Annotated in this window: 22 protein-coding genes; all 22 read left to right on the plus strand. The window is 30.3% G+C overall.

The genetic code is table 11. The features are described from left to right. Positions 1–79 precede the first annotated feature (79 nt). The 22 genes from ACW9UN_RS00300 (at position 80) to ACW9UN_RS00405 (ending at position 22,577) form a co-directional block, all read left to right on the plus strand. A complete protein-coding gene (locus ACW9UN_RS00300) occupies positions 80–1,858 on the plus strand; it encodes a helix-turn-helix domain-containing protein (RefSeq protein ID WP_459482994.1) in 1,779 nt (592 codons plus the stop codon). 329 nt (positions 1,859–2,187) lie between these two features. Further along, positions 2,188–3,315 carry a serine hydrolase domain-containing protein gene (locus ACW9UN_RS00305; protein ID WP_459482995.1) on the plus strand — a complete coding sequence of 376 codons (1,128 nt, stop codon included), beginning with the start codon at positions 2,188–2,190 and terminating at the stop codon, positions 3,313–3,315. A 64-nt stretch (positions 3,316–3,379) separates the two neighbouring features. Further along, on the plus strand, positions 3,380–3,832 hold the full coding sequence (locus tag ACW9UN_RS00310; protein ID WP_459483149.1) for a hypothetical protein: 453 nt from the start codon (positions 3,380–3,382) through the stop codon (positions 3,830–3,832). A gap of 11 nt (positions 3,833–3,843) precedes the next feature. Further along, positions 3,844–4,713, plus strand: a complete 870-nt coding sequence (locus ACW9UN_RS00315) for an SDR family oxidoreductase (protein WP_459482996.1) — start codon at positions 3,844–3,846, stop codon at positions 4,711–4,713. A gap of 102 nt (positions 4,714–4,815) precedes the next feature. After that, the gene (locus ACW9UN_RS00320; protein ID WP_459482997.1) at positions 4,816–5,460 is read left to right on the plus strand and encodes a hypothetical protein; all 645 of its coding nucleotides are present in this window, start codon (positions 4,816–4,818) and stop codon (positions 5,458–5,460) included. Positions 5,461–5,516: 56 nt separating this feature from the next. Next, a complete protein-coding gene (locus ACW9UN_RS00325; protein WP_459482998.1) occupies positions 5,517–6,122 on the plus strand; it encodes a hypothetical protein in 606 nt (201 codons plus the stop codon). 51 nt (positions 6,123–6,173) lie between these two features. Then, complete coding sequence (locus ACW9UN_RS00330; protein ID WP_459482999.1) at positions 6,174–7,301, plus strand: serine hydrolase domain-containing protein; 1,128 nt, start codon at positions 6,174–6,176, stop codon at positions 7,299–7,301. Positions 7,302–7,793: 492 nt separating this feature from the next. Continuing rightward, a complete protein-coding gene (locus tag ACW9UN_RS00335) occupies positions 7,794–8,579 on the plus strand; it encodes a CPBP family intramembrane glutamic endopeptidase (protein WP_459483000.1) in 786 nt (261 codons plus the stop codon). An 89-nt stretch (positions 8,580–8,668) separates the two neighbouring features. Beyond that, positions 8,669–9,292, plus strand: coding sequence for a CatB-related O-acetyltransferase (locus ACW9UN_RS00340; protein WP_459483001.1), 624 nt, complete (start codon positions 8,669–8,671; stop codon positions 9,290–9,292). Between the two features lie 119 nt (positions 9,293–9,411). Further along, positions 9,412–10,302, plus strand: a complete 891-nt coding sequence (locus ACW9UN_RS00345) for an NAD(P)-dependent alcohol dehydrogenase (RefSeq protein WP_459483002.1) — start codon at positions 9,412–9,414, stop codon at positions 10,300–10,302. Between the two features lie 405 nt (positions 10,303–10,707). Continuing rightward, positions 10,708–10,857 carry a glycine zipper domain-containing protein gene (locus tag ACW9UN_RS00350; RefSeq protein ID WP_459483003.1) on the plus strand — a complete coding sequence of 50 codons (150 nt, stop codon included), beginning with the start codon at positions 10,708–10,710 and terminating at the stop codon, positions 10,855–10,857. Positions 10,858–10,920: 63 nt separating this feature from the next. Continuing rightward, the gene (locus tag ACW9UN_RS00355; protein ID WP_459483004.1) at positions 10,921–11,523 is read left to right on the plus strand and encodes a hypothetical protein; all 603 of its coding nucleotides are present in this window, start codon (positions 10,921–10,923) and stop codon (positions 11,521–11,523) included. Between the two features lie 78 nt (positions 11,524–11,601). Next, positions 11,602–12,117, plus strand: coding sequence for a hypothetical protein (locus ACW9UN_RS00360; protein ID WP_459483005.1), 516 nt, complete (start codon positions 11,602–11,604; stop codon positions 12,115–12,117). Positions 12,118–12,199: 82 nt separating this feature from the next. Next, positions 12,200–13,069 (plus strand): alpha/beta hydrolase, encoded by an 870-nt coding sequence (locus tag ACW9UN_RS00365; RefSeq protein ID WP_459483006.1) that lies wholly within the window; start codon positions 12,200–12,202, stop codon positions 13,067–13,069. 227 nt (positions 13,070–13,296) lie between these two features. After that, on the plus strand, positions 13,297–13,995 hold the full coding sequence (locus ACW9UN_RS00370) for a DUF4386 domain-containing protein (protein ID WP_459483007.1): 699 nt from the start codon (positions 13,297–13,299) through the stop codon (positions 13,993–13,995). 196 nt (positions 13,996–14,191) lie between these two features. Next, positions 14,192–15,724 carry a serine hydrolase gene (locus ACW9UN_RS00375; RefSeq protein ID WP_459483008.1) on the plus strand — a complete coding sequence of 511 codons (1,533 nt, stop codon included), beginning with the start codon at positions 14,192–14,194 and terminating at the stop codon, positions 15,722–15,724. Between the two features lie 157 nt (positions 15,725–15,881). Continuing rightward, positions 15,882–16,772: an alpha/beta fold hydrolase gene (locus ACW9UN_RS00380; protein WP_459483009.1), complete on the plus strand. Its 891-nt coding sequence runs from the start codon at positions 15,882–15,884 to the stop codon at positions 16,770–16,772. Between the two features lie 16 nt (positions 16,773–16,788). Further along, positions 16,789–17,610, plus strand: coding sequence for a leucine-rich repeat domain-containing protein (locus ACW9UN_RS00385; RefSeq protein WP_459483010.1), 822 nt, complete (start codon positions 16,789–16,791; stop codon positions 17,608–17,610). A 177-nt stretch (positions 17,611–17,787) separates the two neighbouring features. Beyond that, on the plus strand, positions 17,788–18,870 hold the full coding sequence (locus ACW9UN_RS00390; protein WP_459483011.1) for a sensor histidine kinase: 1,083 nt from the start codon (positions 17,788–17,790) through the stop codon (positions 18,868–18,870). Continuing rightward, on the plus strand, positions 18,857–19,579 hold the full coding sequence (locus ACW9UN_RS00395) for a LytR/AlgR family response regulator transcription factor (protein ID WP_459483012.1): 723 nt from the start codon (positions 18,857–18,859) through the stop codon (positions 19,577–19,579). Before ACW9UN_RS00390 ends, ACW9UN_RS00395 begins: the two co-directional genes overlap by 14 nt. Before the next feature lie 113 nt (positions 19,580–19,692). Then, entirely contained in the window at positions 19,693–20,316 is a 624-nt protein-coding gene (locus tag ACW9UN_RS00400) for a hypothetical protein (protein ID WP_459483013.1), read from the plus strand. A gap of 29 nt (positions 20,317–20,345) precedes the next feature. After that, positions 20,346–22,577 (plus strand): CocE/NonD family hydrolase, encoded by a 2,232-nt coding sequence (locus tag ACW9UN_RS00405; RefSeq protein WP_459483014.1) that lies wholly within the window; start codon positions 20,346–20,348, stop codon positions 22,575–22,577. The last annotated feature ends 30 nt before the right edge of the window (positions 22,578–22,607 follow it).

The following is a 22,607-nucleotide window of genomic DNA, read 5'->3' on the forward strand; positions in this document are numbered from 1 at the left end:
TAATTAAACTTAGTTCAAAAATTTTAACTTTACACTAAATCAATAGAAATGTTTATGTTTGTTTTTTGTTTTCTTTAAAATGAATTTAAACTCGAAATCCATAGCAGTTTTACCTTTTGTCAATATGAGCAATGATAGTGACAACGTCTATTTCTGTGATGGTATTACTGAAGAAATTATAAATGCATTAACAAAGGTTAATGGTTTAAAAGTAATTGCAAGAACCTCATCTTTCGCCTTTAAAGGAAAAGATATTGATATTAGAGAAATTGGTAAACAATTAAGTGTCAATACAATTCTTGAAGGTAGTATAAAAAAGTCTCAAGATAATATTAGAATAACAGCGCAGTTAATCGACGTCAAAGATGGCATACATTATTGGTCAAAAAAATACGACAGAAAACTAGTAAATATCTTCGATTTAGAAGATGAGATTAGCTTAGCCATTGCAGACGAAGTTCGAAATAATTTTGGGCACTTCGAAGTACAGGACCATTTAATAAAACAGCCAACTGATAATATTGATGCTTATCAATTATTTCTAAAAGGACGCTCCTTTCAATTAAAATGGACACCTGAGAGCATCAATCAAGCTATTTCATTTTATAATCAAGCCATTGCCCTAGATAAACAATATGCCAAAGCCTACTATGCCAATCTACAATGTTATGGCTTACTAGCAATGTGGGGTTATATGCCTTATCAAGAAGCTATGGAATTAGCAACCAGCAACCTTTTAATAGCAAAAGAAATAGATACCTCATTACCTGAGTATCCTTTATCTTTTGTAGGTAAATTTTTCTGGGAAGAATGGGATTTCAAAAACGCTTACACACACATTAATAAGGTTTTAGAAATAAATCCAAACCATATAGATGGATTAGAAGCTATGGCAGAGTTGTGTATTGCTCTTGGTTTTTTCAATAAAGCCAAAGTCTTTGCCAACAAGTTGTTAGAAGTAGATCCGCTCTCAGCAAACAATCACTATACTTTAGGACACATTTACTATTATCAACGTAAATTTCGTAAAGCTCTAGAAAGCATTGACTACGCCCTAACACTTAATCCTCATTTAGAATTAGCGCATCACCTAAAATGTTTCTGTCTAATATGGCTTAATGAGGCTGAGCAGTTTAAAGCATTTATTCAGAATACATCATTACAAGAAGAAAAAAACATGCTGTTTAATCTTGTTAATAAAAAGGATACAGTAATAACAAATGAAGCCACCTCAAAATGGTGTAAAGGAGGTAATGAAGCTACAATGCTAGTGCCATATGACGTGTTTATTCTTAGCAACTCGAATCATAAAGAACTTGGATTTTCGAGATTAAAAGAAATGGTTAGTCAAAGACGTGGACAAATTATTAACTACAGACAAGAACCTTTTTTACACCCTTTACATAGCATAAATGGGTTCTCAGAATTACACCAGTCTAACTTGTTTATTGACGATATTGAAGTTCCTCAAAAAGAGGAAGAAAAACTAACTTCAAACATTTTAGATAGTCACCAGATACAAATTCTAAAAAAAGAATTGCTTAACTACTTTGATGAGGAAGAACCTTATTTAAACCCACAGCTGAGTTTAAAATTTGTTGCTGATGTTTTAGGTTTAAACACCAATAAAATGTCGTATTTAATTAACCAGGCGTTCGATACAAATTTTAATGACTTTATTAATCAATATCGTCTCAACCATTTTAAAACTATAGCTTTAGACCCTAAAAACTCACATTTAACCATTCTCGGTTTAGCTTATGATAGCGGTTTTAATTCCAAAAGTGTGTTTAATACGTACTTTAAAAAAACAGAAGGCATTACCCCAAGTAAATGGGTGAAATCTAATAGTAACTAGTAGTTTAATAGCAGTTTATTTCCTTCATTCAATTTTATGCTGAATTACATTTCAGTAGGATTGTTGTATCAATAATTTTGAAGTTTCAAAAAAAAATATCGAAAAATTCTCATTTTTTTTAGGCCAAAAGAACTAACGTAAAACACTTCATTTTTAAACAAAAATCACAACCATTTTTTGGATAAGTGCAGATGAATCGTGTCAAAAAATGAAATAATAAAGAGGATAATTCCGAACGTTCTAATTTATAATTTAAGACGATTCGAGACCTCTTATGCCGCAAATTTGCACTATCAAAATCATTATAAATCAATTAAAAATGAACAATTATGAAATCATTAAATCAAACACTTAAAAAAAACAAACCGATTATTGTTAAAAGAGCAGGAAACCATTTTATGATAGCCATTTTACTATCTATAACAACCTTATTATCATCATGTTCAAAAGATGACGACAATAACGAACCAATAGACAACTACACAACCATTGAAAATTTATTGAATGAAGTTGATTTTCAAGGGTATGCCATTGTAACTAAAAATGGTAATGATTTAGTGCGTCAGGGTTTTGGATTAGCAAATGAAAGTACTGCATTACCACAAGATGATGAACTTGGCTATCGTATTGGTTCAGTAACTAAAACCTTAACAGCTGCTGCTATTGTACAACTAAAACGCGATGGTTTAATCAGTAATTTTAATCAAACTTTAGATGAATTCGACACAGAGTTTCCAAACGGAAATCAAATTACCATTGCACAGTTATTATCACATCAATCAGGTATTCCAGATTATCAATTTGTAGTGGAAGACGCCTACGAACAAGGCGAAACCTTGGATGAAGAAGATATTTATGAAGTTATTACTGAAATGATTTCTGAAAATGGTCTTAATTTTACACCAGGTTCTGGAAAACAGTATAGCAATTCAAACTTTCTTATCGCAGCTTTATTAATTCAAGAAGTATCTCAAATGTCTTATCACGAATATATTCAGCAAAAAGTATTGACACCTTTGCAAATGATTGATACTTATAAAGGCACTAATGTTATTGATATAAATACACATGCTGAGGGTTATAAAAATGATAACGCAAACAGTACGTACCCAATGGCTATTGCATTTGGCGTTGGAGATTTCAGTAGCACGCCAAAAGATATGGAAATTTGGACAAATGCAGTAAAAACAAACTGGTTTACGGCTACCGAAAAAGGCGAAATATTTGCAGACGATGTACCAAGTGGCTTTGTAGATTTTGGCCTGGGTTGGTTTACCACACAAGAAAGCAATACCACAATGTTTTGGCATGGAGGTGATATTAATGGCTTTTGGAGTATGATTGGGTTTATACCAGAATACGATGCAACAATTGTACTGTTAAGTAATCAACAAGATGATTCTGGCGAACAACGAAATACCATTATAGAACAACTTTTAACCAACGAATTTAATTAAGAATTACCCAAAAAAAATAAACAATCAAGATATGAGAAATATAATATTAGTAGTCACATTCCTTATGCTAACTACAACAAATGTTTTTAGTCAAGAAACATCAAAACAAGCATTTGAAATTAAAGTTATTACAAGTGTAGAATCGATAATCCCAAGTGGCTTAGGTAGATCAAGATTAATTTCATCAAATAATAAAAGAGATTATAAACAATTTACCTCAAACCAATCAGAAGAAAACAATTCCAGAAATAAATCTAAAAGAAAAAATATTAGAATAAAAAACTTTGAAGAAACTAAATTATTGAACTTTTATAATTTGGGTGGTATACGTTTTCAAAATATAGCTGCCAATGATGCTTTGATTTCCTCAAAATTAACAGCTATGCTTTCTGAAGGTTGGGATTTGATGTTTGTTACAAGTGCAGTAGAAAGCGATGCAGGAAAAAATGATGACAATGGTATTTTTATTACACGTTTTATTTTTAAAAGGAAGTTGAACCAATTAAATAACCAATAATTTTTTTAATAATGAAACATACCAATGTATTATTAGCAGGTGCTACCGGTTATTTAGGGAGGTATTTGTTAAAAGCATTAATCGATAAAGAAAATCAGATTATTGCAATTGTTCGTAACCCTAATAAGCTGCAAAATAGTAACGAAAATTATTTAGAAATAAAGCAAGCTGAAATAACAAAACCTGATACCCTAAGTGATATTTGCAAAGGTATAGATACAGTAATATCTACGGTAGGTATAACAAGGCAAAAAGAAGGTTTAACCTATATGGATGTAGATTATCAAGCCAATATAAATTTGTTGGAAGAAGCTAAAAAGGCTGGTGTAAAACACTTTGTATATGTGTCTGCTATTAACGGAGATAAATACAGAAATTTAAAAATTTTTGAAGCTAAGGAAAAATTTGTAGATGCTTTAAAGTCTTCTGGGTTAAACTATACCGTTGTTAGACCTAATGGTTTTTTCTCAGATATGAAAGATTTTTTACAAATGGCTAAATCTGGTCGTGTCTATTTGTTTGGATCTGGTCATCAAAAATTCAACCCCATTCACGGAGAAGATTTAGCGAAAGCTATTGTAAATTCTTTAGACGATAACAACAAAGAATTAACCATTGGAGGCCCAGATATTTTAAGTTTGAATGATATTAGTAAACTAGCTCTAAGCGCTTTAAATAAACCTATTAAAATTATTCATTTACCAGATAGTTTAAGAAAATTAACACTTTGGAGTTTAAGAACTTTTGCAAGTGTTAAAACCTATGGCCCAATTGAGTTTTTCCTCACCTTAATGGCAGAAGACAATATTGCACCAACATCTGGTAAACATCATCTAAAGGATTTTTTTATAGATGAAACAAAAAAAGGTTTGGAATTATAATACAGGACGATGTGCCTTGTCTTCTGGCATTTCTTTGTACCATCAAATGAGATAATAATCACAAAACAAATATTAAAAACAAATAATTAAAAACAAATTAAAATGAAAAAACTATTAATCATTACCTTAACCTTATGTGCATTGAATGTTTTTGCACAACGTAATCATGAACTATCAAAGAATAATGATACAGATTTTAAATATAGAGCGAGCTTTCCAGCAATTATCTTGGGTAATATTGGCAAAGGAGGTGAAAGAACTAACACGCAACACATTGAATTTCATATTAAGCGTGATTTAGATTCAAAAAACATCATTGGTGTAAAATTTGCCACTTGGCGTTTATTTCAACCAATGGGCATTCAATGGTGGGATGGACTTTTAGATAAAATAGATTCTAAAACTGAATTTTATCCAGGTTATTTGCATGAAACGGGTGTTGGTATATCTTATCAGCGTATGCTTTGGAAAGGCTTATTTGCTTCTGTAGAAGTATTACCACTTTATAAAACGTACAAAGATTTAGACAACAAGAAAATCGCCAATGGTTTTAAACTCTACAACTCATACCATGTAGGTTATCACATTGCTTTTGGTAAAAAGAAACAATTTTTTATTGAGCCACAGGTTCATTGTAATGTATGGCATTTTGACACAAAAACACCGCAAGCATTTAAACAACTAGATAATAAATGGAAAAATCATTTCCTTTTTGAGCCAAACCTGTATATCGGCTTTAAATTTTAAGGAAGATCTACAACCTTTAATCATCAACGTATAAAACAATTAAAAAAAACGAATATATGAAAACAATTGAAACACAAATCCGATTAAAAATGACATTTTTGGTTTTAATACTCATGTCATCACTAACGTTTGCACAAAACAATTCAACTATTGAAGAAACTTCAAAACGAGAAGGTTTTATCTTTGAATTTAGTCTAGGTGGAGGAGTTATTAGTGTTGAAGATAGTGAAGGCATTCAAACCTTTGATACAGCGCAGGGAGCTATAAGTTTCCCTGAATTAAAATTTGGTTATATCTTAAATAATAAGTTGACATTGACTTTATCTATGCCAGGAAATATATACGAATTTCAGGAGTATGACAGACATTTCGGAGGTTTTATTCCCTCAGTACAATATTGGGTAAAAGACCGTTGGTGGATTCACGGTGGTATAGGTTTAGCTATAGATTCACCCGCACTTTACGACATTAAAGATAATGTTAATGACGATTGGAATTTTGGATGTGCAGTTATGGCAAGTACAGGATATGATTTTTACAAAAAGAAAAACTTTGCATTGAATGTACAGTCCAAATTGGTGATGGGAAGAGCATTTTTAGAAGGAGATGCACATAGAGATGCAGTAACTTTTAACATAGGTTTAGGGTTTAGTTGGTTTTAAAAATAAAACTAATTTTACAGTAATTTTTAATGGTATAATAATGAACTAATTATGAAACAAAGTACAATACTAACACTATTAATTTTTATGTCTATAGGTGCTTTTGGTCAGCAAGAAATCAAGAAGGACATTGCGCTATTATTAAATGCCGAACTACAAAACGAGAACATAAAAAGTGGTATTCTGCATGTGTATTCTGAAACTCGAGGAATCGATATACAATTGGTTGAAAACAAAGAAGATGCTATTTCTATACAGAGTCCATTTTACACAGCCAGTGTTACCAAAATGCTTACAGCTACAGCAATTGGTATTTTAAAGGATCAAAATAAATTAAATTTAGATGATAAAATCGCTAAATATTTGCCAGATTCATTGATGAATAATCTTATTGTTGTGGATGGAAAAGACTATTCAAAAGATGTAACCATTGCACATTTGTTGCAACATACCTCTGGTTTGCCTGATTATTTTACGGACCAAACTAACGATGAAAGTCCAAACATTATCAATCAAATATTGACAAACCCTAACAAAACATGGACAGCTGAAGAAATGATTCAGTTTTCAAAAGACAAGATGACACCACATTTTATTCCTGGTGATGGTTATCATTATACAGATACAGAATATGTGCTGTTAGCATTGATTATTGAAAATCTGAGTGGATTATCATTAGACGTGTTCTTTCAGCAATATATTTTTCAACCTTTAAAGATGAATAGTTCCTACATCAACTTAAAATCTACAGCAATAGATAATAATCTTCCTATCGTTAAATTCTATGCAAGTCAATATGAATTATCATCTCTCAAAAGCCTAAGTGCAGATTGGGGTGGAGGTGGACTGGTGTCTACCACCCAAGATTTGATACGCTTTTTAAAAGCGTTTAATGAAGGTTTAATTGTAAAAAAAGAAACCCGTTTGGCAATGCAACATTGGGTTTATGAAACAGTGGGTATGGAATACGGTTTTGGAATACGAAAGGTGGCTTTTAAAGACCTGATGAATATAGATACGGACTTACAACTTATTGGACACTCAGGTAGTACTGCTTCTTTTTTGTGGTATTGTCCTCAATTAGATACTTATATTTCTGGATCTTTAAATCAACTAGAGGCTTCTAAGAGTGCAATGATTTTGGTTTATGATGTACTCAAAAGAATCGAAAATAAATAGAGCGATGAACACATTTATAAAAGTTATAATTATTTATTTTATTGCACTATTATTATCAATTAACGGTTTGTTTGCACAGACATCAAACAAAATGAATTGGAAAGATGATCTTAAAATCTATAAATCGTCTTTGTAGCAAAAACATATAGACCTTTATCATACAGTACCTAAAGAAGAGTTTTTCAATGAATGGAATAAAATGTATAACAACGTTGATTCATTAACTTGGTCCAGCTTTGGAATATGGTTCCAAAAAAAATATAAAATAAAGACGAGTTGTTCTATATTTTGGAAGGGTCATTAGTTATGGAATTAGAGCATAAAGAACCTTTTATCATGCAATAAGGAGATGTGTTTGTGGTACCCAAAAAGAGTTAATCATAATGTATCATCAAAAAATGAATGTGTCATACTATTAATCGAAAGCAAAATAATTTTGCATATAGATAACATACAAACTGCAATCCCAAATTCAATCATAGACCAAAAAAAATGAAAAAAGTAAACCGAAATCAAATTAAAACTGCAGTTGTTATAGTTGCTTTATTTATAATAGGCACGCTTCTAAACATACCCTTTAGCAGAGAATTAAAAAGAATAAAAATTAAGGCTGGTGATACCAGTGTTAATCTATTAGATTCAATTTCTGAAGAAATAATACAAACAAGTATTTATGGCTTAATTGTAGGTGCAATTTTGGTGTTTGTTGGTTTGTTTCTTTCAAAAAAAGCAGAATTGGGTGCACCTCTTATAGAAAGTATATTTTCTAAGGAAAAAATAAAAGAGTTTTCTTTAAGCCAAAAAAATAGTTTATTATCCATCGTATTTAGTGTAATCTTAGCAGTTGTAATTCTTATTCTTCATAAGCTAGTAAGAGATTTATATCCAGTTACAAGCATTATAGATAGACCCTCTAAAATATATTATGTAATCGTATCTTTTTCAGCAGGAATCACAGAAGAAATAATGTTTCGATTAGGGTTAATGTCTCTAATAATAACCGTAATTCAACTATTTAAAAAGAAGGTGAAACCCTCTAACAGTGTAGTTTGGGTAAGTATAATTATTACGGCAATATTCTTTGGTTTAATTCACCTACCATTATCACAAAACTTTTCAAAGCTAAGTACAGTTACCGTAAGTGCAACAATGATTGGAAATTTAATTACAGGATCTTTCTTTGGATATGTGTATTGGAAACGTGGTTTACTTGTAGCAATTACGTCACATATTATATGGGATTTAGTTTTTCATGTTGTAGGTTCACCGTATTTGTAAAAACTTATTTCGTTTAAAAAATATGGAAATTTAACAAATCAATAAGGCATCAATAAAAAAACAGTAAAAACTAAAAAATATAACAGTTTATGAACGGACCAAACAAAAACATAAAATTCCCACTTGAAAATTACGACAGACTTTGTTTTTTGAAAAACATAATTAAAAGTCCAAATATTATTGTTGGAGACTATACCTACTATGATGATTTTGAAAATGTAGAAAACTTTGAGAAAAATGTGAAGTATCATTTTGACTTTACTGGCGATAAATTAATCATTGGAAAATTCTGTATGATTGCTTCTGATGTAAAATTCATAATGAATGGTGCAAATCATTTAACTGATGCAATGTCAACGTATCCCTTTGCGGTTTTTGGAAATGGCTGGGAACATGCAATGGAAGGAAAAACGTATCCACAAAAAGGAAACATAACTATTGGTAATGATGTATGGATTGGCTATAACGCAACAATTATGGCTGGTGTAACTATTGGGGATGGAGCCATTATCGCCACAAACGCAACCGTAATTAAAGATGTTGCCCCTTATTCTATTGTTGGTGGTAATCCTGCAAAGGAAATCAGAAAACGATTTTCAGAAGGTGTCATTACTAAATTATTAGAGCTAAAATGGTGGAATTGGGATATTGAAAAAATCACAAAGAATGTACAGCATTTAACGCATAATAAAATTGAGAAATTCATAGAATAATTGAATTGGTTCTGTTTTGCAAATACGAACTTTTAACAGCCTTATTTGTATCAACTTTGTAGTAAAATATTTTAATTATGAGAGCAATAGAATGTCTAAAGTATGGCGATGCAGAAAACTTGGTACTTAGTACTGTTAAAAAACCAGCACCAAAAGCAAATGAAGTACTTATAAAAATATGTGCTACCTCAGTTACTACAAGTGATGTTCTTATTCGAAGGATGAATGAACCTATGATTCCCAAATTTATACTCCAACTTATCTTTGGTTTTGGTCGGCCAAGAAATCCTGTATTGGGAATGGTATCAGTTGGCATTGTGGAGCGTAAAGGTAAAGAGGTGACATTGTTTGAAACTGGTGATGAGGTTTTTGGGTATGGTTCAATGTCGCCTACCAAACGTCGTTTTGGTGCTTATGCAGAATATATTTGTTTACCCGAAGATTGGAATCTTGCACTAAAACCTGTAAATCTTAGTTTTGAGGAAGCTGCAGCAATTCCTTATGGTGGTTTATTGGCTTCTCATCTATTAAAAAAGACGCATATAAAAAAGGGTGACAACGTTTTAATCTATGGTGCATCTGGCAGTATAGGTACAATGGCGATACAATTGGCGAAACATAGGGGTGCGCATGTTACAAGTGTTTGTAGTGCTAGAAACTTCGATTTAGTAAAATCTTTAGGAAGTGATAAGATGATTGATTACACTTTAGAAAATGCTGAAACACAATTAGAAGCATATAAATATGTGATTGATGCTGTAGGCAATTCGAAATCATCGACACTTAAAGAAAAGAGCAAAAATGCATTGACTTCGAATGGTAAATACATATCCATAGATCATGGGGTTCCATTAACACCAAAAGAAGCTTTTTTGAATTTAAAAAGCTTAGCAGAACAAGAGAAAATTATTCCTGTTATTGATAGTATCTATCCTTTAGAAAAAATAGCTGAAGCGCATAAGTACGTTGAAATGGGACATAAAAGAGGAAATGTGATTATTACTGTTTAGTTGATTTATAGACATAGACTATTTCAATTTATAAATTAGTTGTAAAAAAAACAATTATGTTTTTGTGAATTGTCGAAAATTGAAAAGAGAGACTTTGGATTCTTTTAATGACAAAAAAAAATCTTAATAGCTACTGTTCTTAGATATTTGGAAAATTTAATTGTTGAAAAATAAACTACTTGTAAAAAAGTATGTCGAATCATAAAAATTAAAATAAGATACCCTATAAAGACCTATTTGCATCATAATTTATAGATCTGCGTCATAATTTTCAATACATCAGCAAACTTTATACATAAGGCTACATAAGGGTTGTAGGCTAACTCCGTTCTTGTTGCACCTTTGTAGAAATAAAAACAAGGTAATTAAATATTAGAAATTTAAACAATCAAAAAACGAACAATTATGAAATTAATTAAAAGTAAAAAAGGAATTAGACTTGCTATGGGCATAGTTTCAGGAGTAGTATTAGGCCTATTGACATCAAACATTGCTTTGTGGCTTTCCATTGGAATTGCCATTGGTGCAGCCTTAGAATACTCAAAAAATTCTTGATGTATTAACCAAGAATACAAAATAAATCATCAATCAAAAAAGAATAATTATAAATCAATTAAAATGAAAACAATTAAAAAACAAATTTTATTAAAAATGGCTTATATAGCTTTTGCATTAGTATCTAGTATAACAGTTGCGCAAAACACAAATACAAAAACAACAAACCAAAGAGAAGGATTCATGTTTGAATTTACTGTAGGTGGAGGCCTCATCAGTATAGAGGATAGTGCAGGTATCCAAACCTTCAATGAATCTCAAGGAACATTTGTTTTTCCAGATCTAAAGTTGGGTTATATGTTAAATGAAAAATTGGCTATTACTGTCTCAATGCCAGGAAATATTTACAAATTTCAGGATAATGATAGAAATTTTGGAGGACTTATTCCATCTGTGCAATATTGGGTAAAAGAGAAATGGTGGATTCATGGAGGAGTTGGTTTAGCCATAGATTCGCCAGCCCTATATGATATTAAAGATGATGTAAATGACGATTGGAATTTTGGTACAGCTGTAATGGTAAGTTCTGGTTACGAAATGTATAAAAAGAAAAACTTTGTACTTAATGTGCAGTCTAAATTAGTTTTAGGTCATGCTTCTTTAGATGGAGATGCACAAAGAGATGCCTTAATCTTTAATGTAGGGTTAGGATTTAGCTGGTTTTAAGTTTATTGTAGAGGATAAATATTAATTATAAACATATTCAATTACATGAAAAACATAATTTTAATTATTTGTATTCTAATGGGCGGGATAACTTCAGGTACTTACGCACAAAAAACAGAAGCTATAAACACGAATTGGGGTATAGGGTTTCATATCAAACAAAATCAACGTGACTTCGGGTTAGGTATAAATTTGACAAGTCCATATTTTGCTAAAAAGCAAGTCGCCCTGCGTGTAAGAGCAAACTTATTGTTCAACGAACATTTGAAAAACACCAATACTACTACTTGGACTCCATATTCGAGCATGTCAATAGGGGTTCTTGGAGTTGGAGGTAAGATTGGTGAATTCATTCGGCTGTATGGTGAAGGAGGAACAACATTGTTACTTCCCTCTAGTAAGTTTTCTTCAGAAAGTACAGTTTTCGGAGGTTATGGATTATTCGGATTTGAATTTTTTATGGATAAATCTTCGAATTACTTTATTGAAATAGGAGGTGTTGGTTCAGGTGCAACAGCTGATAAAGTCGTTGGAAACCCAATTTATGCTAATGGTTTAATGATAAATGTAGGGTATAGATATGTCTTCAAATAGCTACACAAAAGAAATACGCTCAACATTGTAATCATTTGTTAGTATGGCTCATAGGTATAATGTTGGTTTTAAAAATTTATCTATGGCCATATATTCTATTGTTAACAAACATATAAAGCAAACTATGAAAAATTTGACATTTGTAATTTTATATATTCTTCTTTCAGGACTTCAAACCACATTTGGACAGAATGAAAAAGATATTATAGTAGGAAGTAAGTTCGTTTTTAAATCTAATATTTTAGATGAAGAAAGAACCTGTTTAATAAGTCTTCCTGATTCATACAATAATTCATCTGAAGTTGATAAAAAATATCCAGTTATCATATTATTGGATGGATATACTCATTTTAAAACAGTATCTGGAATAGTACATTTTATGAGTTCTAATAGGAATCGAAACAATTTAATGCCTGAAAGTATTATTATAGCCATAGAAAATGTAGACCGTGAACGAGATTTTACAGTTACAAAAATTAAGACCAAACGACCGAATACTATGGGAGGTGGAAGGATTTTTTTAAATTTCATTGAGAAAGAACTAGTCCCTTATATTGATAAAAAGTATAAGACAGAACCGTTTAGAACTCTAATTGGGCACTCTTTAGGAGGACTACTTACACTAAATTCCTATATGGATGAAAATAGCGTATTCAATGCTTACATTTCTATAGACCCAAGTATTTGGTGGAATGAGGAGATGATGAAAAACAAAGTTGATTCTACTTCCTCAATAGCATTAGATAAAAAATTGTATATCGCTACTGCTAATCAAGGAGAGGCGAATTACGAAAGGAATAAACAAAGACACGACGCTCTCTATACTTTAATAACAAAGAAATCGGATAAACCTCTAAATATCGAAATAGAATATTTTGAAAAAGAAAACCATCGCTCTGTACCATTAGTAGCTTTATACGAAGGGTTAAAATATATTAATCAAGAGGAATGATTTCGAAGCTAGTAATATCAACAAATACGTTTGGTAACACCTTATAAAATTAATTGCTGGTTTTAGCCTATTTACGAAAGCCTTCGCGAACTTTCTTGGTCGGTAATTAGTTGCTTAAAACACGCAATAAACCATATTCAAACATGTTGTGTGCCATTAGGGCAAAACTGTAACAATTTCTCTTTTACAGAGTCAGAATTAGTATAAAATAAAAAAATAAATCATCTATGATTGCAAATACAGAACAGAAAAATTTAATTAAGACCGCTAGAATAACTGGCTTATGGTATTTAATGATGGCTATTACAGGAATTCTAGGGTTTATGGTCTTTCATTCTCAAATATTTGTGTCTGGTAATCCTGAACAAACGCTAACAAATTTAGTGGAATTAGAATCTACAGCAAGAATTCGATTGCTATTAGAATTTGGTATCGTAATTTCTCAGGCACTTACCGCAGTTTGGTTTTTCAAATTATTTAAAGATAATTATGAATGGGAAGCTTGGACGTTAGGTATATGGGGAATGGTAAATGCTTTAGCTATTATGATAAGTGCAATTTCAATTGCCTCTGCTATAAGTGTTGCCAATTCTGATATAGGTGCTATGGAAGACAAGGTTTTATTAATTCAGGTTTTTCAACAAATAATTTCTAATGCCTGGGGTATTGGTGGTCTTTTCTTTGGGCTTTGGCTGTTTCCTATGGGATACATAGTTATCAAATCTAAAAGGTTACCTGTCTGGTTAGGAAGAATAATTATTTTAGGTGGTATAGGCTATCTAATTTCTACAGTTATACACTACGCAGGAATTGATTTTAGCTTCAATAGTTATCTTACTTTACCTGCTACTATTGGTGAATTTTGGATGATTGGTTATTTATTAATTTTTGGAATTAGACAAAACAGTCAAGTAAAATCTAATTAAAACAGCCTTCTTATAACACTTACACTAAAGAAAACCTTATGAAAGAAAAATTATTTCGTCACTATTATGTATTGATGAGATTCCTTAGGTGAGCCTTACTTGAAATACATACAAAAGGATAAGGCCATACAGTATTATACAAAGGTGGTTGAATTAGGGGGTCAAAGTTCGGAGAAGGCGTTAAACAAATAATTAAATGAAGGTAAAAAATACATTTTATATGGTAAATATAAGTGATCAAGTTAAAAAATCACAATCCAATTATACAACAAGAAGACATCATAGATTAAAAACGAAACATCAGTTTATGTTACTATTGATAATCCTATTGTTTAGTTGTAAAAATAAACCTAACGTAACCACTAGCAATATTAATAAAATTAAAGAAGGTCAAATAAAACATCAACCTTTAATAGATTCTTTAATGAAAGTATCTTACAAGCGAGGGGTTTTTAATGGTAATATTCTTGTTGCTAAGTCTAATAAAATAATATACCAAAATGAATTGGGTTTTACAGATGCTTCAAAAGAAAAACATTTAAATAGAAACTCAATATTTAACATTGGATCTATAGGGAAAGAGTTCAATGCAGTTGCTATTATGATCTTGAAAGAAAGAGGATTACTTCATCTTGAAGATAAGCTATCAAAGTTTGATTTACAGCTACCAAATTGGTCCAACAAAGTAACAATAAAACATCTATTACAATATTCTAGTGGGTTACCAAAAGTAAAATGGAATAGTGTGAAAAATGATAAAGATATATATACTGATATAAAGAATATCGACAATTTAATATTTGAGCCAGGGTCTGATTATCTCTATAGTAACAATAATGTTTTTCTACAAAGAAGAATTGTGGAGAAGATATCTGGGATGTCTTTCAATGATTTTATCCAAGAAAACATTCTAATTCCTAGTAAAATGTCAGATGCTATTATAGATGCAACTTCCAAAAACACTCAGCTAGTAACTTCATTTAATAATGATTTAATGAATGATAGCTCTAGTGATATTGAATTTTCAGGTTGGGTGTTTCCCAGTATAAATGACTTGTTCAATTGGGTTAACAGCTTACATTCAGGTAAGATAATTTCAAAGGAATCCCTAATACAATTATTCGATTCCTTTTCAAAAAGCAGTGAGTCTGCTTTAGGGAAAGGTGTTTTTAAGAATAATGAGTTAATGATATACCAACATCAAGGTTCTTCCTTTAATTACGAGTCTTTAATACATTATAACCTAAAAGAAGATGTAATGGTCATATTAATGACTAATAATAAAAATTTAAAACTTAGGTATATTGCAGAGGCCATAGAAAACATTACAAAAGGAAACTCTTTTAAAATTCCCAAAAAATCAGTTTATCTCTCAATAAGACAAAAATGCTATAATAATGTAGATGATGGTATTGAATATTATAAACAATTAAAGAAAAATTATCCTGACACTTATAATTTTTCTGATGAGAGTGAATTAAATAGATTAGGATATAAACTAATTGAGAAAAACCAAATTGAAGATGCAGTTAAGATATTTGCTTTACTCGTTTCTGAGTTTCCTAATTCAGCAAATGTATTTGATAGTTTGGCAGAAGGTTATTTTTTAAATAACCAATTAGACCTATCTAAAATAAACTATCAAAAATCTTTAAACCTCAATCCCAAAAACAAGAATGCCGAAAGCATGATAATCAAAATTGAAAAAGAAATGAAAAAAGGTAGTTAAACTCTTTTCCTATTATTTTTCAAAAAAAAGCGAATGAAGTCTTAATTACCAATTGTATTCTCTAATGTTTTTGATATCATGTTAAATGTAAAAAATCAAGTTAAAAAATTACAAACCTATTTATAGAAATCTTGTTTCTATTTACACGAGTACATGTATGAACTCATTAGATCATCAATCAAAACAGAAAAAATATATGTTTTACAAATCAAAAGAAGGAAAAGAAAAAATCTTAGCGCTTTACAATCAGAAGCTAGATGAACTGAATATCGAATATTCAGAAAAATTGATAGAAACTACTTTCGGAGTTACAAATATCATTATTACTGGCAATACTAAAAATCCGCCTTTACTGCTGATTCATGGTACAGGAGGTTGTGCTCCATTAATTTTAGAATCATTTCCGAATTTATCTTCAAAATATTGTGTCTATACAGTTGATGTATTAGCACAACCGAATAAAAGTGCAGAAAATCGATTGGATATGAAGTCTCTAGATTATGGAAAATGGATTACAGAACTTTTAGAAACTTTAAGGCTTACAGAAGTTACTTTAGTTGGGTTTTCTTTTGGGGGTTTTATTTCTTTAAAGACATTGGAGTTCAAAGAAACCTATATTAAAAAAGCATATTTAATTGCACCAGTTTACATTGTAAATGGTAACCCTTTTAAAGGGTTGTTCAAAATGTTTATTCCTTTGAAGAAGTTTATAAAAACAAACAATGACAACTATCTAAAAAAAGTAATAAACGTTCTTTTTAGTGAGGCCGATGATTTTGCCCTCCAATTTATGGGGACAACTTTTCAAAACTGTAATATGGATTTTTCTCCTTTACCAATCATCTCTAAACAATCAGCAAAAAATATAACAACACCATTGACGATTATAGCAGCTGAAAAAGACATTATGTTTCCGGGTAGAAAAATGATAAAAAGAGCCAAACGAATTTTCTCATCACTTAATGAAATAGTTTTACTAGAAGGTTCAAAACATGTTCCAAGCAACAAAAATTTTAAACTAATTGAAGACTTGGTGTTAAAGCAATAAACTTATTAGATAAAAAATGAAAACAAAGATATTTTATATAGCAATTGCAATGATGGCAATTGGTTCTTGCTCTAAACAAAATGATGATTTAGACCCTATGTTAGAATTTGTAACCATAACAGATGTAAATTTTGAAGAATTGTTAATTTCAGAAGGTATAGATTCTGATGGAATTATAAACCAGCAAATGTTAAAAAGTGATGCTGAAAAAGTGACAAAATTATTTCTAAATGGAGCAAATATAAATACATTAGATGGTATTGAAGCATTTGTTAATTTAAAGAGACTTGAAGCAGATGCAAATAATTTAAAAACATTAGATGTAAGTAACAACATTTTATTAGATACAATTAGTTTAACTTCTAATAGATTAACAAAAGTTGAAGGCTTAGAAAAAGCCAAAAATTTAACATGGTTAAGTTTATCTTGGAACTATTTTACAGAATTTACATTGGATAATGATAATGTGAAAAATTTTCTCATCGATCATAACGATTTAACATCTTTAGAAATAGCAAATGCTCCAAAATTAGAAAGTGCAGTTCTAAACTTAAATCAAATAGCAGACTTAGATTTTAGTGATAGTCCATTACTTAAAGTGTTGGTTTTTTCTGCTAACAAAGTACAAACCATAAACTTAGACAATAACGTAAACTTAGAGTATATCTATGGTTCAAGTAATTTATTGACACAATTTGATATCAGTAATTTACCAAATCTTATTGATGTTAGAGTAGATAGAAACCCAACATTAACTTGTATTAAAATTGCAAATGGGCAAGAGATTCCAAATTTAAAATTGTCAACATATCAAACAGCAAATGTAGATTGCAATTAAAGTAGGACAAGAAAAATAAACCGACTACACAATTTTTATATTATTAATTGGCCCACTAGATTTCAATATTCGTTTATACATCAAGTTCTTAAAATATACACGTTAATCACTTCATATTTACGTTCATGTATTTATTTTTCCTATTTTAAGGCAAATTACGTTGCTTTGTAATCTATTATGAGTTTGCATCTAAATAAAAATTTATCAAAAATACACTTATACTGGAAATGCCAATTCATAGGTTGGAGTCTAGTATCAATTTATTGGGCGTACACAGTTTATACAAGAGATAATTATGGTTTTTTTTACACATTGTTAAATTATGTATTAGATATCGCCATTGGAGTATTTCTCACGCATATGTATAGAGTCTATGCTTTGAGAGCTGAATGGAGTAAATTACCAATAAAACAATTAATAGTAAGAGTAATTCCTAGCATACTTTTACTAGCAATTTTATATGTACTCATAAACAATTTAAAATGGATTGTTTTCAGAACCTTTTTTGTGATAAAGAATGTTGATTTTTTAGAGTCAATTATGTATTGGGATCCGATTTTACTCACGGGACTTCGTTTAATGTCAATTTGGGTATTAGCCTATCACTTGTATCATTATTATCAAAAAGAAGTGGTTACTGCTAAAGAAAATGCGCAATTATCTTTAATCGCTAAACAAGCACAATTAGATAACTTATCAGCGCAATTGAATCCTCATTTTTTGTTTAATTCATTAAACTCAATAAAATCTTTAGTCATTGAAAACCCAGATACAGCTAGAAGATCTATTGATTTGTTGTCAGATTTATTACGTTCATCCCTATATGAAAAAGATAAAGGTTTAATTACCATTAAGGAGGAGTTGTCTTTAGTGAAAGATTATATCGAATTAGAGAAAATGCGTTTTGAAGAACGATTGCATTTAGAAATTTCTGTAGATAAAATAGTACACAATTTTAAAATACCTACTTTAAGTATTCAGTTATTGGTCGAAAACGCAATTAAACATGGAATTGATTTAATCGTTAAAGGAGGAACTATAAGCCTTGTTATAAAAAAGAAACACGATTCCATTGAAATCATAGTTAAAAACCCAGGAAGTATTGATGATACAAAAAGGGCAGGTTTGGGCTTAAAAAATTTGCAAAAGAGATTAACAATTCAATATAAAAACAAAGCTACTTTTAGTTTAACTCAAACAAATAAAGAAGAAGTTGAAGCAAAAATAACAATACCTTTTATAGCTGATGAAAATATTTAAAACCATAATTATTGATGATGAACGTTTGGCTAGAGAAGAAGTAAAACGTGCACTACACAAACATAAAGAATTTGAAATTATTGGGGAAGCAAGTCATGCAGATGAAGCCATAGAATTAATTGAAGACTTACAACCAGATATTTTGTTCTTAGATATTCATATGCCAGGTAAATCTGGGTTTGACTTGTTAGAGGAATTAACAAACGTACCAGATGTTGTTTTTACTACAGCTTATGACCAATATGCTGTAAAAGCTTTTGAGATGAATGCGTTAGATTATTTAGTGAAACCTTTAAGAGACGAACGTTTTTCTAAAACTATAGAAAAAGTAAAAGTAGAATTGTCTAAAAGAGTACAATTAGAGTCTACAATTTTACCCATGCATCAAAAAATCTTTATCAAAGATGGCGAAAAATGTCATTTCATCCCCTTAACAGAGGTCCATTTTATTGAGTCTTTAGAAAACTATGCACGTTTGTATTTTGGTTCAGATAAAGCTATGATTAAACGCTCATTAAATTTATTAGCAGAGAAATTAGATCCTAAAGTCTTTTTTAGGGTGAATAGAAGTCAAATGATTAACATACATTACATTAAAGAGATTCATCCCTACTTTAATAATAAACTCCAAATTATATTAACTACTGGAGAAAAAGTAGAAGTATCTAGCAGGCAATCTGTTAAGTTTAAAAACTGGAATAGTTTATAAAAAATATCATTTATTTTAACGTTCATTTACATTTATTTACGCTCCTGTACTTTCTCTTTAATATTGGTTACAAACATCTTTACTTTGTATTGTAATTAATTAAAAAACACATCATGAATTACCTTAGAAAAAAACAAATCATACTTAAATTTTTATACTTAATCGTATTTATTGGATTATTTGCTTGTGATAAAGAGTCAGCAGTTGAAGCAAAACAACCAACCTTAAAAGACTACACAGTTGGAGAAAAATGGGTTTGGAAATATAAGGGAGTGACAGACAAAGGAGAGGTACGTTCAGATGGTAAAGATGTAAGAAAAACAGTTAATATGCCTTATGGTTTAGGTATGACAGTTGGAAATGATACAATTCCAGTTTCAGATATGGTAAAGCCTGATGAAAGTGAAACTCCAAGATACAAATGGCCTTTAAAAGTTGGTAAAAAGTGGAAATACGAGAAGAACTGGACAAGTCAAGATGGAACAACAGGAAAACAAAGTCAAGAAGTAGAAGTTTTATCTTACAAAGAAGAAAAAGTAGGAGCAGGAACATTTATGGCATATACCATTGAGTATAAAGGAACAATATCCAATTCCAGAGGATATAGTGCAAGAACAGATGAAGTATGGTTATATGCACCAGAAGTGAAAAACTTTATCAAGTTAACACAAACTCAAGATGATTTTGTGTATAATGAAGAGTTAATTGAATATACAAACACGAATAAGAAACAATAAGATTTGTTCTCATTTTTAAACAAAATATAATGAAAAAATCAGTTCTAATATTATTTCTTATAGCAAATAGTATTACTTCATTTGGTCAAGAAATATCATTTAATAAAATTGCTTTATCAGATTCAGTTGCTATTGCGGAACAAATGAAGCAAATAGCAGAATTTTGTGATACAGAAAACCTGTCTGAATTAGATGTATTTAAGTTTCAATTAATAAGAGGTAATTATAAAGAGGCATTAATTACCATCAAAAACAGAATTCAAAAAACACCTGCAGATCAAAGACAGTATTTAGATGTATATAGGCATTATGTAGAAGCAAAGCTAAAGCTGTCTAAAAACTTTAAAGAAGAGTTTAAAAAATCTTATAGAAATTATGTAAAAAAATCTGATGACATTCAAGTGATTAATTTAGATAAGGCCTTAATCATTAGAGATCCTACTGATTATTATGTGAGCAATTTTAAAAATACGTATAACAATATTAAATCAGAAAAAATATCACATGAAACAGCTAAAGATTTAGTAAAAAAATATTTTTTAAGTACCGTATTTTCATCAACGAGAGCAATTTATTTTGAAGAAATAAAACAAGATCATAAACGTAGATATGCCATAAATGATCGTATTGTAATTCCTTTGAAAGATGGTGCAGAGGTATCAATGGTGGTTGTAAAACGAAAAGGAAAATCGTCAAGTAAAAAATCGGCAATATTAGTTTCATCCATATATGCAGGAACCAATGAGGTGAGTGCTATGTTATCAGCATCTAAAGGTTATGTAGGTGTGATTGCCAATACAAGAGGAAAAAGATTGAGTAAGAGCGAAATAAAACCTTTGGAATATGAACATACAGATGTGTATGAAGTGATTAATTGGATTAGTAAACAATCGTGGTCTAATCAAAAAGTAGCCATGTTTGGTGGGAGTTATAATGGCTTTACACAATGGGCTTCTATGAAACATAAAGTGCATCCTGCTTTAAAAACAATAGTTCCTATGGTGGCTATTGCTCCAGGATTCGATTACCCAATGGAAAATAATGTGTTGCACAATTATTCGTATTCTTGGAATTTTTATGTAACCAATAACAAATTTTTAGATGTTGAAGCTTCTAATGATTTTAATCGTTGGAATTCCTTAAAAAACACCTGGTACAAAACAGGAGTCGCATTTAACAAATTAGATAGTTTAGATGGTCAAGCAAACAAATTATGGAATACGTATATGCAACACCCAAGTTATGATGATTTTTGGAAAAAAATGATTCCGTACAAACAAGAATTTGCTAAAATTGACATCCCTATTTTAACCATTACTGGGTATTATGATGACTCACAAAGAGGAGCCATCTATTATTTTAATGAACATCACAAATACGTTAAAAATCCAAATCATTATTTGTTAGTTGGTCCTTATGATCATTGGACTGCCCAAACTAAGCCAGAAGAAAGTCTAAGAAATTACAAACTAGACAAAGTTGCTTTACTGAATATTGAAGAAGGTCTTCTTTATCAATGGTTTGATTATGTTTTAAACGGAAAAGCAAAGCCCAGAATTTTAAAAGATAAAGTAAACTTTCAAGTAATGGGCACCAATACTTGGATGCATAAACCTAGTTTAAGTGCCATGTCAAATGACACTTTGCAGTTTCATTTAAGTTCTGATAAAACCAATGATTTTTATGCTTTAAAACCAAAAGTAAATAATTCAAAGATTTCTATGTCTGTTGATTTTAAAGACAGAAAAACGATGAATAATACAGACTATTATCCTTGGCCTCTAAAACGTGATCAAATCAATGTAAATGATGGGTTGATTTTTAAATCTGAAACTTTAAAAGAAGATGTTATCATCAATGGTTCATTTTTAGGGAATCTTGAATTTTCCATAAATAAAAAAGATGTGGATTATTCTGTAATTCTTTATCAATTAACACCAGAAGGCAACTACTTTCATTTAAGCTATTATATTGGTAGAGCGAGTTATGCTAAAAATAGAGAACAAAGAAATTTACTGGTTCCTAATCAAAAGAATCAAGTATCATTCAGTAATTCGAAACTCATCAGTAAAAAATTAGAGAAAGGAAGTCGCATTGTAGTTGTGGTTAATGTCAATAAAAACAACAATGCACAAATAAATTATGGTACTGGAAAGGATGTGAATATTGAAAGTATGAAAGATGCTGAAATTCCTTTGAACATCACTTTTACAGGAAATAGTTCTATTTCTTTACCTATTTGGAATTCCAAGACTAAATAACGAATTATTCCTGGAATTAAAACAGAAGAT

It is taken from the genome of Polaribacter litoreus (genome assembly GCF_054584775.1).